Source organism: Nostoc sp. (assembly GCF_041747015.1).
Taxonomy (GTDB): domain Bacteria; phylum Cyanobacteriota; class Cyanobacteriia; order Cyanobacteriales; family Nostocaceae; genus Nostoc.
In genome coordinates this window covers 1-15,764 of the sequence record NZ_JBGTFY010000146.1, presented here as the reverse complement: position 1 = coordinate 15,764, position 15,764 = coordinate 1, and the positions used below count along the sequence as shown (strand labels likewise).

The window sequence follows — 15,764 nt, the reverse complement described above, 5'->3', positions numbered from 1 at the left end:
ACATTTAGGGGCGATCGCCTTGTGATTGTTTTGGATTCATCAAAGCAAATATAAGGAGATTGCCCCTCAATTATGTTTAATTATTTTTGAATTTAGAGCGGAGAGACATGACTCTGAATGACAAACTAACTTTTGAACAAGATATCATTGCGACTGACTGCGCCTAGCTGGGGTAAAGAGTTTATGGCTGAGTGGGGAGTGAGGGTAGCAGGAACAATTGGCGGTAGTTGTAATTGTTTTACAACACTTTGCAACAGTTGATCTTGTCCAGTACGGAAACCGCCGACATTTGTCCCCCGGTTGATAATCGCAAACCAAACCAAACCGCGTGAGCGTGTCGGCATCACTCCCGCCAAAGCGCTTACATCCCGGAGAGTACCAGTTTTAATTACAGTCGCGGCGGGAATGTGTCTAGAGTGTAGTGTTCCTCGACGATCAAACCCAGACATCGGGAACAAGTCAGCTAAATTCAATTGATGGGTAGATGCCTCGCCTTGAATAGCCATTAGCATTGCACAAGCAGCTCTAGGGGAAATACGATTTTCTGGCCCCAGTCCAGAACCATTGATTAACTGGATTTCCATTTGCGGCACCTTAGCAAGGTGAGCAGCAGTTGATTGTACTACAGCAGATCCCCCCACTGAGTCTGCCAGCATCTCTGCCATCTCGTTGTTACTGTAAACATTCATTTCCTTGATTAGTTGCTTCAAGGGTAACGAGCGATGACGTAGTAACAAGATTTGTTGAGGATTTGGTTGCACCGCAAATTTGATTGCACCTGCAATCACGACTTTCGGCTTGGGTGTTCCCTTGGGCATGATTGAGTGGATATAAACAGCAGGGCGACCCCAAGTTGCATAATTTAGTGTTTGCTTGAGTATTAAACCTGCTAGCATCGGCTGACGTTGGAAATTCATGGCAAAATTGCCAGTAATGATCAAATTTCCCTTGATCTGCTTAATGCCCATTTTATTGAGAGTATTACCAAGTGCGATCGCTTCTTCCCAAACAAACAAAGGATCGCCACCGCCAGTAATCACCAAATCACCCTGCACAACTCCTTTGACAACTGGCCCAGTGACACTTACTAAAGTGTCAAATTGATAATTTGGCCCCCAAGTTTTCAAAGCAACTAATGAAGTAGCAATTTTGGTTAAAGAGGCAGCCGGCAGAGGTGTCGTACCTTGGTGATTTGCCATCAGCATCGGCCCCGACTGCATCCAAATTCCCTGACTCTCAGCCAGATTTTGCGCCACCAATTTTGAGGTTATGAGTTTTTTCAGATAGGTCTGCACAGTCGTCGCCCCAGCTGGATTGGGATCAGGGGCAAGAACCAAGCCAGGGCTACTTTGCCAAGTCAAAGCATCCAGCGCATCCTGAGGCTTGAACTGTACCCCAGCCATTTCCAGCCAGAGCGTAACCAAACCTGAACCCAATAATTCCAGCATATTTTATTCCTCTATGTCTGTTTAGGATGTTTTATATTATTTCCTGTGCCAATATACACGCTTTTTTATGCTCATCAGCATTGAGTTTCAATAACTGGTGTATTTAAATTGGGTTTTTTAGGGAGATCCCCCCAACCCCCCTTAAAAAGGGGGGCTAATAATCGCTCTATTTCCCCCTTAAAAAGGAAGGCTAATAATCGCTCTATTTCCCCCTTTTTAAGGGGGACTAAGGGGGATCATAACTTGTACACCGTTAACCAAACCGTATTGCTAATGAAGCTGGTACGATTCGACTGTGGCCTGCTACCTATTGGAGATGATTGGAAGTTTGTTGCGATCGCCTAACCATTTCTTGCTTCTCGTCCTTTGAGTCCTTGGCGGTTCGTTAAAAAAGTTGACTTATTGTATTTATTGGGGTGCGGGTGGAAAAATCCACCCCTAAACCCTACTTTCTTTCTGGATGCGCTGCATCCTCTGGTGAAGGAGTACCCATCTGGTTAATTGTGGCAATCATCTGATACAAGCGCCCCAAGTCGCGTTGATTGAAGTACAAAAGCAAGCGGGGTAGTCCAACAGTTTCATCTTGGGCTTCTTGAGGTAATGCCTGACTTTTTTCAATGCGTCCTTGAATAATAATGTCGCTAAAATCAGCATTGAGTCGCTCTACCAGAGCTTCTGATATATCTGTCTTCAGGCGGATGACTAACTTATTGCTTACATATCGACAGGAATGATAAACCTGGTAAAAACGAGTAATGGCATCACAAGCCACATCCAGGTTATCTGTCACTGTGTAAAGGCTAGGGTCTTCAGGACTGACAAGACCTTTCTGCACGAGTTGCTGATCAATGTATTCGCTCCAAGACCGCCAGTAGTCACCACCAGGGTGATCAATTAAAACTAGAGGTACTGGGCCGAATTTACCAGTCTGGCTTAATGTCATACATTCAAAAGCTTCATCTTGAGTGCCAAAGCCTCCAGCAAACAAGGCTACAGCATCACTTTCTTTGAGGAGAAACAGCTTGCGGGTAAAGAAATATTTAAAGTGAATGAGCTTAGGATCACCTTCTATAAATGGGTTTGCTTCCTGCTCAAAGGGTAACTGAATGTTTAATCCAAAGGAATTTTCTCGCCCCGCGCCTTCGTGACCCGCCTGCATGATTCCACCGCCACCGCCGGTCATTACCATAAATCCTAATTGAGAAACAGCGCGAGCAAACTCAACCGCCATTTGGTACTCTGGGGTATCTGGCGCTAGGCGAGCCGAACCGAAGATGGTGACTTTGCGAACGTGTCGGTAATCATAAAAAAGCTGGAAACCGCGCTCCATATCTATTAATGAAGCTGACAAGATTTTCCAATCGAGACGCTCAATTTCGGTATCAGCTAGACGAACAATAGTAGCAAGTGCTTGCTGAATAAGTTGCCGATTTTTTAATGTCGGTAAGCGAGTAATCAATTCAGCGATATCCGCCTGTAAAGACTCTAATGTGTCAAACGACGCAGATGAGGTCATGATAACTGCCGCAACAATGGCATTATATTTTACGTGAATGACTCACACTCTAGCAAGCGGGATATAGCCCTCTAATGTGCAGTTAGCACCCTCAGAACGGGTTTTGAGGTATTATTGCTCATTACTCAAGCTAATATCACCATTTTTCGTGTTCAAAGCTCGGACGTTCGTGTTCAAAGCTCGGCTTTTCGTGTTCAAAGCTCGGACGTTCGTGTTCAAAGCTCGGACGTTCGTGTTCAAAGCTCGGACGTTCATGCTCAAAGCTCGGACGTTCGTGTTCAAAGCTCGGTCGTTCGTGTTCAAAGCTCGGACTTTCGTGTTCAAAGCTCGGCCGTTCATGCTCAAAGCTCGGTCATTTGTGTTCAAAGCTCGGCCGTTCGTGTTCAAAGCTCGGCCGTTTGTGTTCGGAACTCGGAAGTTACAGTTATATAAGGATTCAGACAGATATTGATTACACAACGTCATTGCGAATTAAGCGATCGCGGTAGCGTCTCGTAGAGAATCGCAATGACGGTAAATATTTTTGTCTACCTACTTAGCGATTCTCCCCTGCTCCTTTGCTTCCACCTCTTCTTAACTCAGCCCCAACTGTTGCTTTAAGGCTTCTGGCACATTCCTCGCTGTATCCAGCCCTTGCACATTCTCCCAGTTTGTATTTTCATCCCAGCGGATATCTCCAAGAACTTCATCGCTGAGGTATGCACGGCTGAGGTTTGCGCGGCTGAGGTCTGCGCCTCTAAGATTTGCGCCTCTAAGGTTTGCGCGGCTGAGGTCTGCGCGGCTAAGGTCTGCTCGGCTGAGGTTTGCGCGGCTGAGGTCTGCGCGGCTAAGGTATGCGCGGCTGAGGTTTGCGTCGTTGAGGTTTACGTAGCTGAGGTTTGTGTCGCTGAGGTTTGCGTGGCTGAGGTATGCACGGCTAAGGTTTGCGTAGCTAAGTAATTGCCCAACTACACTATTAAAACTTTCAAACCGAATGCAATTACTGTAATTGATGATGAAATGCACTTGGGCTGTCCAAGAATTTTCTCTTGGTTCACCAGATGGATAGAAGATAATTTGTTTTTTGAGATCATCTCGCCCTTGAACATAGCGGTGCAACTTCAAAAGCAAAATCATCACATTCAACCCAGCATAAATATCTACCTGAAGCTGGCCTAACTCTTGAATTCCATACTTTTGCAACTGTCGCAGCTTTTTTTGGGGCAAAGTCTCTTCCGCAGAGTCAATAAATTTCCCCTTACACCAGTTAACGTAAAACTTTTCTAAGCGTTTAAATAACTGCTCCCAAGGAAAATCCTGATTTTCAGTCAGCAACCCCATCAAATATTCCACAATTTCTGATGTGAGTCTGCCAAAACCCAGCAAATCATAAATTTGCCAATTCATTTCGGCTTCGGGAATAACTAATTGTCTTCCGTCTTCTGCATCGTAGTATTGTGTCCAAGCTTTCAAGCGTAGTTTTAGGCGTTCAGCAAAGAGAAATTCGCCAAAACTCTTATGAAAAAACTCAACCCCACCCTCTTGTTTATCCGCAGGACGAATGTAAAAAGCAGCTAAAGCAGTTTTGAGAGCTTCGTTACCCAATTTTTCTCTAGCTTTTTCAATAAAAGCTTTTGCTGCTTCGTCGTCTTGTAAACGTGCCTCTAACATTGACATAGAAGCAAATTCGCCTCCCGACTGCACAACACAAACAGCCGCTTCTGTGAGAATACGTTTTAAATCTTCGGGTTTTTGTTGGGTTAACTCAATATTTAAATTAGTCCCATCCGCTTGCGATCGCTGTTTTGTCAGTACCCAGTTTAAAGCTTCCTGGTAAATTACAATTTTGGCTGTGCGTTGGCTGGCTTGCTCTAATTTATCAATTGCCAATTTCCCATCTCGATACATTGCCGCTAACAAATAAAGTAAGAGCGGCTCTTGGGCTAACTTTTTCACCTCAGATGGACACCTATCACCTTGTAAAAACTCCCCAAAGGCTGCGGTCTTTCCTTTATTGGCTGGTAATTCTTCCCACCTATCCAACCATTTGTGTTGGAGTTCTCCATCCATTTCAACAATTTCCACCCGCTCTAAATTGCGAGGCAAGTGAGGGATACCCTGTAAAGACATCGACCTACCAGTGATTATCACCCGATGTCCCATTTCACGGTAACTTTTACACTCCTGCTGAAATCCAGAGACTTGTTTGATAAACGCTTCTAGGTTGACGTTACTTCTAGCCTCAATATGCAATTCATCAAACCCATCAAGGATAAACAAGAAATGGGTATTTTTATTTGTTAACCAGTTTTTATCGTTTTGAATAAAACTAATTTTCAGTTCTGCTTCTAAAGTGTTTTCTAAACGCGATTCAAAGGAGTCTAGATCCCGTAAACGAATCAAAATCGGTGTCCAAATGGGATGCAAATGCTGCCGCACCCAATCAGAAAACATCCGACAGAAGACACTTTTACCACGTCCTGGTCCTCCTTGAACAAACATCACTTGGTCTAGGTTCTTTGGATTTAGCAGATTTTCCTTAGCCCATGTTTCTAAATCTAAAGAGTTTGCTTTTTCATCTATCTCACCATTTTTATCTACAGGTTTGGCTTTTAAAGGTACGTAAATATCTTTAAATGAGAAACTCTCGTCAAAAACTAAGTCTAAAGGCTTGCTAGCAATATGAGTTTTTAGGTATTCATCAATGCTAGAGAACTTTTGCTGTTCTTTCTGCCAGTCTCCAAAGGAAGGTTGAATTATATTTTTGATAGCATCGCCTGACTCTATCCAGGCTTTAATGATGTAGCGGTGAGTATTCCAAGCTACTCGTTGCGTCAAAATATTAGCATTAGCGTTGGGGATGTTTGCTGCTGCTAACCGCGCTAATAAAACTTGATTAAATGCTTTCGCTAATTCTGATTCGTGGAAACAGGCTACAACGTTGCTAGCACTTTGATAATCTAATTCAAAATCATTGAGCTTTTGTAGTTGTCTCTTGAGTGCTTCACTATTATTAGGACTTGCATCCCAGTTAATAGATGGATATAAGGATAAAATTTCTTTGACACTTTCCAAATAAGCAGCTTGACTAACTATAAATACACAGTCTTCTAGAGAAGGATCTTGTTTAGTTATGTCGCGGGAAAACTTCAGCAAGGCAATTCCAAGTGGCACGAATGGCAAACCCGCACCCACTACCTGCGCTAAGGGTGAACACAACACATCTAACAATGAAGATGAATTTTGTAACAGAGGTTTCAATAGTTCTAGGCTGGCACCTTGTTCTTTAAAGGTGTTTGCGGCTTCTAAAACTGCTTTACCAGTCTCAACTGTGGTGTTTAAACTCTCTCCGACTGAAAAGGATTGCCGAAACTTCTGCCAGGTTTGCGATAAACGCTTGTTCATTCGCTGGAACTCGTGTAATTACTGGTTATTTAGAGTTTAGTGCAAAACTTGGGGTTGATGGGTGCAGGAAGAATGACAAACCGCAGAGGGCATGGAGGGAGAGAAAGGCGATGCGATCGCATTGTAAATTATATATTTGCCCTAAATGTGGTCTTTGGCATCTCTTGTAACCTTGTACCCCTCATATAATTTCTCAGCAGATGTTAGACTTGAAATAAATATGTTGACATTTATGTGTCCGTTGTTACATTTGAATTACTGCGTTGATAATTATGAAAAGTGTCAGCTTAAAAATTATTTCAAAAATGAAATAATTTTCATTCTTTGGCTAATTTGTTATACTTTTATTCCAAGATATTTCTTAGTCAAATGTAAAAATAATACTTATTGTTTTTTAGAAACGCAATTGTTAGGAAAAATCCTATAGAAAAACAACGCCACAAAGCTGAAAAATAACAACTAAAATTGAAGTTTAAAGTTTGCGGCTTGAGATAAAGCAGCGAAGATAATTGGCAGAAGGCAAGCTACATAACTTTGTAAAAGTTAAAAATTAATTACGTAATAGTTATCGGGGATGGATAAAATGAACAAATTAAGCTTTTATATGATTTTGTTACATGGTTTATTTTTGGGAATAACATCGGCTAGCGCCAAGGCAGTGTCTATTACTAGAGTTGATACAGAGTTGTCTGCCAACCATAAAGCTGTGGTGACAGCTATAAGTGGAAATAAATCTAATAGTCAGTTAACGGCAGAAACTTCTTTAACTCAAATCTCAGCATTATCACCAGAAAATGTCAATATCCGCCAGAAACAGAGGCTACCGTTAGGGCAAGTTTGGGTAGTTAATCCAGATAAACACGCCCAGCCTCAACCGTTTATTTGGGTAGTAAAAGATCCTAAAAAAGCAGGACAGCAACCATTTTTGCAAGTTGCCAAACCCCCAGAAAAACCTGATAAAAAGCCTAATTCTAGCAAACCACCAACAACAAAGGATGACTTAGAACTAGAACCGTTTGATGAAGTGGTGAAAAACACTCAAAAGTCAGGGGGACTGTTCACTCTTTATCGCAATAAAGAAAAGAATAAAATTTATCTAGAAATTAAGCCAGAGCAACTTAATAAAAATTACCTAGCCACGGCAACGCTAGAATCAGGCATTGGCGAACGGGGTATTTACAGTGGTATGCCTCTGCAAGATTTTTTGTTTTATTTCGAGCGGGTGAATGATAAAGTAAACTTTGTGATCCGTAATGTTAATTTTCGCACTCGTGAGGGAGATCCTCAAGCGCGATCGCGCCAGCGATCGTTTAGTGACTCTGTTCTCTACACAATTTCCCTTAAAAGCATTCATCCAGAACGCAAAACTCTTCTCATCGACTTGGGAGATTTGTTACTCACAGACTTGGCTGGCTTATCTGTAAGTTTAGGAATACCAGGAGGCACAGACCAGTCATATTTTGGTACAGCTAAAGCCTTTCCCCAAAACTTAGAGATTGAGTCAGTTTTAAATTTCTCCGGTGGCGGTGGGAGTGAGAGTGAAGTGCCAAGCTTTGGGTCACTACCTGACACCCGTGGCTTTACCCTACGCGTCCACTACAGTCTCTCCCAACTACCCGACAAAGATTATCGATCGCGCCTTGCTGACGATCGCATCGGCTATTTTATCACCGCCTACCAAGATTTATCCAAAGACGATCGCGGTGATTCTTTTGTCCGCTACATCAACCGCTGGCGTTTGGAAAAACAAGACCCGAAAGCAGTAATTTCTTCACCCAAAAAACCAATTGTCTTCTGGATTGATAATGCTGTGCCCTTAGAGTACCGCGATGCGATGAAAGAAGGCGTTTTGATGTGGAACAAAGCCTTTCTCAAAGCTGGATTCAAAGATGCAATTGAAGTCCGCCAAATGCCAGATGATGCCACATGGGACCCAGCAGATATTCGTTACAACACGATTCGCTGGATCAACACAGTCGATGGTTATTTTGCGATGGGGCCATCCCGCGTTAACCCCTTGACTGGAGAAATTTTGGATGCAGACATTATCGTAGATGCCAGCTTTGTGCGGGCACTCAAGAATGAGTATCGCCAAATCGTCCAACCCAACCAAACCCAAAATCGCACTCAAAATCGCACTACTTTATCAGCTTTGATGCAAAATCGTTTACTTTGCGCCAATGGTTTAGATGCGAAAAACAACGGTGTACCCCAGCAGATGCAAGTACAACAGAAGTTGTTGAGTCGTTTATCAAAAATGGCAGGTGAGTACGATTTATGCTATGGCATGGAAGCTGCTAACCAATTTGCCTTTGGTTCACTGGCAATGTCACTGCTGCCAGATACCATAGCCACTCCTGACCAGATTAAAGAATATATTAATCAATATTTACGTTTAATCATCGCTCACGAAGTTGGGCATACTCTTGGTTTACGCCATAACTTCCGTGGTAGTACAATGCTACCACCAGAGGAAATGAATAATACGGAAATTACCAAAACTAAAGGTCTGACAACTTCCGTAATGGACTATATTCCCCCAAATATTGCCCCTCAAGGTACAAAACAGGGAGATTATTTTCCCAGCATGGTGGGGGTTTACGATGAATGGGCGATTAAGTACGGTTACATACAAATTCAGACATCAACTCCCATAGCAGAAAAGCCTATATTAGAGGAAATTGCTGCACAATCCTACAAGCCAGAGTTGAGTTATTCCACAGATGAAGATATTTATGACCTTGACCCAACTGCCAATGCTTGGGATAACAGTAGCAATGTGCTGCTTTATTCACAGTGGCAATTGAATAATTCACGGGTGATGTGGGAACGTCTCGATAAAGGTTTCCCATTGGCTGGTGATAGTTACAGCGATGTGAGCGAACGTTTTAGCACAGTCTTGGGTAACTATTTCCAGCAAATATATTACACCACAAAATATATTGGGGGACAATCTTTCTATCGCATCCGCCCTGGCGAGATAGCCTCCGATAACGTCTCTGGAGTCGGTCAAAAACGATTACCATTTGAACCAGTACCAGTTGAACAACAACGGGAGGCTTTAGAAACGCTGCAAAAATATGTGTTTGCAGAAGATGCCCTGAGTTTTTCACCAGAATTACTGAATAAATTAGCACCTTCTCGTTGGCGACATTGGGGTAGTTATCCTCGAGTTGGTCGTTTGGATTATCCCATTCATGACTTAGTGCTACTTATGCAAGGTTCTGTGTTGCGGGATTTATTCTCAGGCGATCGCCTCTCTCGCCTCAAAGATATTGAACTCAAAACAAAGCCCGAAAATGCACTGACTCTACCTGAACTATTTGAAACTTTGCAATCAGGAATCTGGACAGAAGTAATCCAACCAAAAGGGAAACCGATGAAGATTGGCAGTTTACGGCGAGGCTTGCAGCGCCAATATCTGGACATTTTGACTGGTATGGTATTGCGAAAAGAATATGTTCCTGAAGATGCTCGTACTATAGCTTGGTATAAACTCAAACAACTAGATGAAAAACTTAAGGGGGTTAATTCTGAGGATGAATACACCAAAGCGCACTTACTAGAAACGCGCGATCGCATCGAGAAAGTCTTGAATGCTCCGTTGCAAGGAAATTAAATAAGTTGTAGAGACGCGATTAATCGCGTCTCTTTGGCAAAATATATTCATCATGCCTACACAGGCTGAAAAAACAGTTTATGTCAGCTAGAGATAAATTTCACAATGTTGTGAAATCGGCATTACAAAAAGACGGGTGGCGAATTACTCATGATCCTTTGCTAATTCGCATAGAAAATATTACCGATATGTACATTGATTTAGGTGCAGAGAGAATTATTGCAGCAGAAAGAGAGGGACAAGTAATAGCAGTTGAAGTGAAAAGTTTTATCGGCACTTCAACTATTTCTGAGTTTCATACTGCGGTGGGACAGTTTATTAATTATCGATATGCCTTAGAAGAGATAGATTCAGAGCGAGTTTTATATTTGGCAGTGCCCTTAAACACTTATAACGATTTTTTAAATAAACCATTTATTAAAAGTATTATCCAGCGCAGTCAAATCAATCTGATAGTTTATGATGTGGAAACGGAGGAAATTATTCGATGGCAGATTTAGATAAATATCGAAACTGTATTCGTCAATTACTTACAGAATATGCTCAACGTGCCTCCTCTAATAATGAAATTGAAGCTCAAACAATTTTTGATGGAGAACAAGACCATTATCAACTGATATATATTGGTTGGCAAAATAGACGTAGGGTTTTTGGGCCTGTGATGCATTTTGATATCAGAAACGGCAAAATTTGGATTCAGTGGAATGGTACAGAAGAGGATGTCGGTGAGCAGCTGGTGGCAATGGGAGTAGCAAAACAAGATATTGTCGTTGGATTTCACCCGCCTTACATCCGGCAGTATACAGATTACGCTGTGGGATAAAGGCACGAAAAAGCTAATCACATTACAAAACTTGCAAAAACAGGCGCTACAATTATCGACTAGCGTAGGCGTAGCCCGCCGCAGACATCGCTGGCAATTAGTCCAAACCTTGCTGGAATCTTTACAGCAGGAAACCCGCGCATTACAAAATAAAGGTAACTTATTATCCCGATTGCGGGGGATTGCAAAAAGACCACTGGCTACCTAATACTCCAACAGTTTGTCATATTTTGCGTGTGACCCAATCCAAAACCACACAAAATCATCATCCTGCTCCACAGCTAGCGCACGATAGTGTAAACCCACTCGTACTGACCAAAAACGTCCTACTTTCTTAAAATGCAGTGATGGGTAGCGAGGGTCTTGCTTTAGTAACTCGTAGCATCGATCTGCAAATTCTTGAACATCACTTGGCAACTGTCGATAGCAATACCAAAAATTTGGGCTTGCTCGGTGTCTCACAGTTCAGTACAATTTCCTGCTCTCAAATCTTGCAACGCTTTCTCAGCCAGAGCATCAAGCCGACCCGCAGCTACATCTGCCTCAAGCTGTTGATCCCATACAGCCGCATCGAATTCTGCAAACCAGACGCGGAAAGCAGCAAGCTCCTCCGGTGAAAGTTGACTGACAGCAGACTCAATATCATGTAGGGTACTTATATTCATGAACATCAAGCTCTTTACTCAACTAGTTTAAATATACAACTACTAGTAAATAAACTCATCCATATTAGCCAAGCAAATGCTCTGATTTATAAAGTATTTGTCTGTCTAGTGTAGAGCATGAGTTAGAGCTTAAAAACTATTCCAGATACTTAACTATTCCAGATACTTATAATCACCCAAAATAAGACAGTAATTATTGAGCCAGAATGCAAAACCAATACCTGAAATCATTAACCAAGATGCCTAATTAATACCGAAAAATTGCAGTATTACTGCTAAAAGCACGAGTATCATACCAAGAAGAAATGATGTCATAACTATCTTTAAACTCATTGCTAATGCTGCCCTAAGAATAAGTTGCTTGTTGAAGAAAGGATATAAAGCTTAAATCGTAATTATCTAAAAATTTTCTATATAATATTAGTCTAAACAGTTCATTATTTTGTAGCTTTAGCATAAAATGAGGTAGCAGATAATAAAATTTACCTCTGCTACCTCTGTTTTTTCCTAACTACTTAACGCCTTTAAGAACCGTTGCAAACTCTTAAACACGCTCGGCTTTCTCGCAGGTGCAGCGTCTGTTGTTGTTTGCGGTTGTCCCTTCATAAGAATCAGATCCAACTCATCACCAGATGGTTTTGTCGGTAATTCGGCAATTTTTTGATATTCGCCGCCGATTTCTAGCCAAACTTCCCACTGTCCTGGGTAGCAGCGACGTAGCGCACTTTGATCGTCTATGGGACGCAGGTAATAACAGGATTCAATGGTATTGGTGAAACGTTCACGAGTTTTTCTTGCTGCATAACCAATGCCCACAACCCCAGAATCTTCTAAACGGGGATTTAACAAAACTAAAGGGCGATCGCCTATTTCTTGACACAACTTTTCCACCTGCGGTACTTCTACGGAAGTGGGGGCAATGAATAAGAAAATTTCATCCTCTGGCTGAATTTTTGTCTGCAAGGAAGCAGCCCTTCCCGTACCGATATCTAAAATTTGAAATGGTGCGTCAGCCCAATTGCGGCGGGCTAAAGCCGCAGCACCAGCGTCAGCAAAGAAAATCTTCAAGCGGGAATCATAATCCGTAAACAAGGGCAAAAATTGTTCCGCCACAGGCATAAACTTGAGTTCTGGAAACAGTAACTCAACTTGTATGCGAGTACAGCCATCTGCAAGGGCAGTTTGGACAGCTGTACGAGATTGGGCGATCGCATCTTCAAGACTATTTGGAAGTTCACTCATAATCTGCATGGCGCTCTAGTGTCTACTCCCATTGTTTCAGCATTGGCTCTTAATTAGGACTTATGCAAAGGAGTTTGATTTTTGAAATACACGTAGGGTGTGTTGGCGAGTGGCTAGTGCGGGCTGCAATTGTCTTGTCTACCAATGTCAAATCTCAATGCCCGTACCAGCCAAGCGTAGCGTTCCCCAATTGCGTCAATGTTCCCAATCCCTGTTTGTTGTTAACGATCGCTTGACTTTTAAGACAGTCGCTACAAATTTTTTTGCAACTAATCTTCTTGTCGCAATTCCAGATTTGTTAAAGGATGCAAATAATCAATTATTTCTTGTTAGAGTTACGAGTAAAAATAGTTCAGGACTTACGCAGCTGGCATATTATTTTCAGTTTTAACTACAAAAAAGGGTATCTTTTTCTCCTCGCACTGTTAACCGATCAGGCGTAACACCATCAGAGAGCGATCTGTAACTGGCACACTTTGAGAACCTGAAACTAATTTTCCTCTATCTAAAAACCTAGGTTCATTAGTGTCAATTACTATCTCCCATACCTTTTCTTTAAATTCATTAGGTAAAGCAAACTCAATTAACTCGTAGTGAGCGTTAAAAAATATTAGAAAACTTTCATCAATAATCCGCTCACCACGATCCCCTGGAGTAGCAATTCCCTGCCCATTCAAAAAAATCTCCATTACTTTGGCATAACTAACTAGCCATTGCGTCTCAGTCATTCCACTGCCATCAGAATTAAACCAAGCAATATCATTAATGCCTAAACCGTGAATGGGACGACCTTGAAACCACTTACGTCGTCGGAATACTGGATGCTGATGGCGAAAATTAATGAGTTCACGTGTAAAGTCTAGTAAATCCGAGTTCGCTTTATGCAAATCCCAATGCCGCCAGGAAATCTGATTATCTTGGCAGTAGACATTATTATTTCCCTTTTGACTACAGCCAATTTCATCTCCCTCTAATAGCATTGGGACACCTTGAGATAGCATTAGGGTTGCTAAAAAGTTTCGTCGTTGCCGTTCGCGCAAACGCATTACTTCTGGATCGTCGGTTTCGCCTTCTACACCACAATTCCAGGATCTATTATGGCTTTCACCATCTCTATTGTCTTCCCCGTTTGCATCGTTATGCTTTTCGTTGTAGCTGACTAAATCATTTAACGTGAAACCATCATGAGCAGTTATGAAATTAATACTTGCATTTGGGTTGCGCCCGTTTGTTTGATATAGGTCAGGACTACCAGTAAAACAGTAAGCAAATTGTCCTAAACTATCATCTACACCACGCCAAAAATCTCGTACTGTATCCCGATATCTTCCATTCCACTCAGACCAACGCAGTGGAAAGTTCCCAACTTGATAGCCACCTTCTCCTAAGTCCCAAGGTTCAGCAATTAGCTTTACATCTGCCAAGATTGGGTCTTGATGAATAATATCAAAGAAAGCTGATAGGTTATCTACCTCATATAATTCCCGTGCTAGCGCCGATGCCAAATCAAATCGGAAGCCATCTACATGCATTTCTATTACCCAATAGCGGAGGCTATCCATGATTAACTTCAGAACTTGAGCATGACGCACATTCAGAGAGTTACCACAGCCTGTAAAGTCCATGTAGTAGCGAGGATCATCTTTTACCAAACGGTAATATACAGAATTATCAATACCTCGCAAAGATAGTGTTGGCCCGAAATGATTTCCTTCGCCAGTGTGGTTGTAGACTACATCTAAAATCACTTCAATTCCGGCAAAATGTAATGCTTTAACCATTTGCTTGAATTCAGTGACCTGTTGACCCCCAGTCCCACCAGCACTGTAACTAGAATAGGGAGCAAAATAGTTAATGGAATCGTAGCCCCAGTAATTCTTTAATCCTTTATCTTCTAAGTGTCCCGGATGAGACAGAAAGTGATGTACTGGCATCAACTCAACTGCTGTAATTCCTAATTGCTGTAAGTGTTGAATTGCAGATGGATGCGCCAACCCTGCATAAGTGCCACGCAACTCTTCTGGAATACCTGGATGTAGTTTGGTAAAACCTTTAACGTGAGTTTCATAAATAACAGTTGTATGCCAAGGTGTATTAAGCCGTTTATCATCTTCCCAATCAAAAGATTGATCAACCACAACACACTTGGGCATTATTTTGGCATCATCTATTTCAGAAAAAACTAAGTCTTTTTCTGGAGCGTCTAGAGAGTAGCCAAAGACCGCAGGATCATTACTAAACTCACCATCAATAGCTTTAGCATAAGGGTCAATTAATAGTTTGTTTGGATTAAATCGATGACCTACCTCCGGTGCCCACACCCCATGCACTCTAAATCCATATTTTTGACCTGGGCCAATTCCTGGTAAGTAACCATGCCAAACAAAATTGTTTTTTTCTGCCAAAGGTACACGAATTTCTTCGTCATCGTTATCAAATAAACAAAGCTCTACCCCTGTTGCATTTTCCGAAAATAAAGCAAAGTTCGTTCCTTTCCCATCCCAAGTTGCACCTAAAGGATATACATTACCTGGCCATAAAGTTACATACATAAGTAAATCTTCAATAATTAGTTTTTCAGCAAATAATAAACTTAGATTGTTTTTGGAATAATTAATAATAATTTAGTTGGAACTTAAAGTTACTAATAATTCGTTAAAATCACTAACTTTATAAGTTAGCCTATTAAGTAATATTATTTGCTCTATCATTGGTAATAGAAATATCTATTCCTTAAGTCTGATAAATTGAAGCAGAGGGCAAGAAGTTGGAGGAAAACTGCCCTGTCTGTGACACGCTATGCAATCTGCTTCAATGACTTTTGACTTCCCCCAACGCGAGTAGCGTCTCCAAGAGTTGGGGCTGATGCTGCCAAAGCATTGGATTCCATAACTTTCAAAAATATAGGTAATTAACTTATTTTTAATAGGACTTACGCACTGTACAACTTAATCATGGTATGCATATACGAAAATGGGTCGTTTCAGCCTTTTATTAATCGTTCTTCGATGGTCATCTGTAGGGGTAAAGCACATTGCTCATTGGTGTCAACTTAAGCTAGAAATAG

Annotated in this window: 12 protein-coding genes; 4 read left to right on the top strand and 8 right to left on the bottom strand. The window is 41.7% G+C overall.

All coding sequences use genetic code 11. The features are described from left to right. Positions 1-125 precede the first annotated feature (125 nt). From ACEW80_RS11490 to ACEW80_RS11475, 4 genes are all read right to left on the bottom strand, one after another. The gene (locus tag ACEW80_RS11490) at positions 126-1,448 is read right to left on the bottom strand and encodes a D-alanyl-D-alanine carboxypeptidase (RefSeq protein WP_373526697.1); all 1,323 of its coding nucleotides are present in this window, start codon (positions 1,446-1,448) and stop codon (positions 126-128) included. A gap of 445 nt (positions 1,449-1,893) precedes the next feature. After that, positions 1,894-2,964 carry an LOG family protein gene (locus ACEW80_RS11485; protein WP_373526696.1) on the bottom strand — a complete coding sequence of 357 codons (1,071 nt, stop codon included), beginning with the start codon at positions 2,962-2,964 and terminating at the stop codon, positions 1,894-1,896. Positions 2,965-3,075: 111 nt separating this feature from the next. Continuing rightward, entirely contained in the window at positions 3,076-3,303 is a 228-nt protein-coding gene (locus ACEW80_RS11480; protein WP_373526695.1) for a hypothetical protein, read from the bottom strand. A 234-nt stretch (positions 3,304-3,537) separates the two neighbouring features. Continuing rightward, the gene (locus tag ACEW80_RS11475; protein ID WP_373526694.1) at positions 3,538-6,348 is read right to left on the bottom strand and encodes an NACHT domain-containing NTPase; all 2,811 of its coding nucleotides are present in this window, start codon (positions 6,346-6,348) and stop codon (positions 3,538-3,540) included. A 583-nt stretch (positions 6,349-6,931) separates the two neighbouring features. On the opposite strand from ACEW80_RS11475, the gene ACEW80_RS11470 reads away from it, so the two are divergent. The 4 genes from ACEW80_RS11470 to ACEW80_RS11455 all read left to right on the top strand — a co-directional run bounded on the left by ACEW80_RS11470 (position 6,932) and on the right by ACEW80_RS11455 (position 10,998). Beyond that, on the top strand, positions 6,932-9,967 hold the full coding sequence (locus tag ACEW80_RS11470) for a zinc-dependent metalloprotease (protein WP_373526693.1): 3,036 nt from the start codon (positions 6,932-6,934) through the stop codon (positions 9,965-9,967). Positions 9,968-10,047: 80 nt separating this feature from the next. Beyond that, positions 10,048-10,467 carry a XisH family protein gene (locus tag ACEW80_RS11465; protein WP_181932059.1) on the top strand — a complete coding sequence of 140 codons (420 nt, stop codon included), beginning with the start codon at positions 10,048-10,050 and terminating at the stop codon, positions 10,465-10,467. Beyond that, positions 10,455-10,790, top strand: a complete 336-nt coding sequence (locus ACEW80_RS11460; protein WP_373526692.1) for a XisI protein — start codon at positions 10,455-10,457, stop codon at positions 10,788-10,790. The genes ACEW80_RS11465 and ACEW80_RS11460 overlap by 13 nt, the downstream gene beginning before the upstream one ends. After that, positions 10,738-10,998, top strand: a complete 261-nt coding sequence (locus tag ACEW80_RS11455; RefSeq protein WP_373526714.1) for a hypothetical protein — start codon at positions 10,738-10,740, stop codon at positions 10,996-10,998. The genes ACEW80_RS11460 and ACEW80_RS11455 overlap by 53 nt, the downstream gene beginning before the upstream one ends. On the opposite strand, the gene ACEW80_RS11450 is transcribed toward ACEW80_RS11455, so the two are convergent. From ACEW80_RS11450 to glgX, 4 genes are all read right to left on the bottom strand, one after another. Beyond that, positions 10,995-11,252, bottom strand: a complete 258-nt coding sequence (locus ACEW80_RS11450; RefSeq protein WP_109011469.1) for a hypothetical protein — start codon at positions 11,250-11,252, stop codon at positions 10,995-10,997. The two genes, ACEW80_RS11455 and ACEW80_RS11450, sit on opposite strands and share 4 nt — an antisense overlap. After that, positions 11,249-11,455, bottom strand: coding sequence for a hypothetical protein (locus ACEW80_RS11445; protein ID WP_373526691.1), 207 nt, complete (start codon positions 11,453-11,455; stop codon positions 11,249-11,251). The genes ACEW80_RS11450 and ACEW80_RS11445 overlap by 4 nt, the downstream gene beginning before the upstream one ends. A 507-nt stretch (positions 11,456-11,962) precedes the next feature. Next, entirely contained in the window at positions 11,963-12,697 is a 735-nt protein-coding gene (locus tag ACEW80_RS11440) for a DUF1995 family protein (protein WP_373526690.1), read from the bottom strand. 425 nt (positions 12,698-13,122) lie between these two features. Next, positions 13,123-15,249, bottom strand: coding sequence for a glycogen debranching protein GlgX (gene glgX, locus ACEW80_RS11435; RefSeq protein ID WP_373526689.1), 2,127 nt, complete (start codon positions 15,247-15,249; stop codon positions 13,123-13,125). Positions 15,250-15,764: the final 515 nt, after the last annotated feature.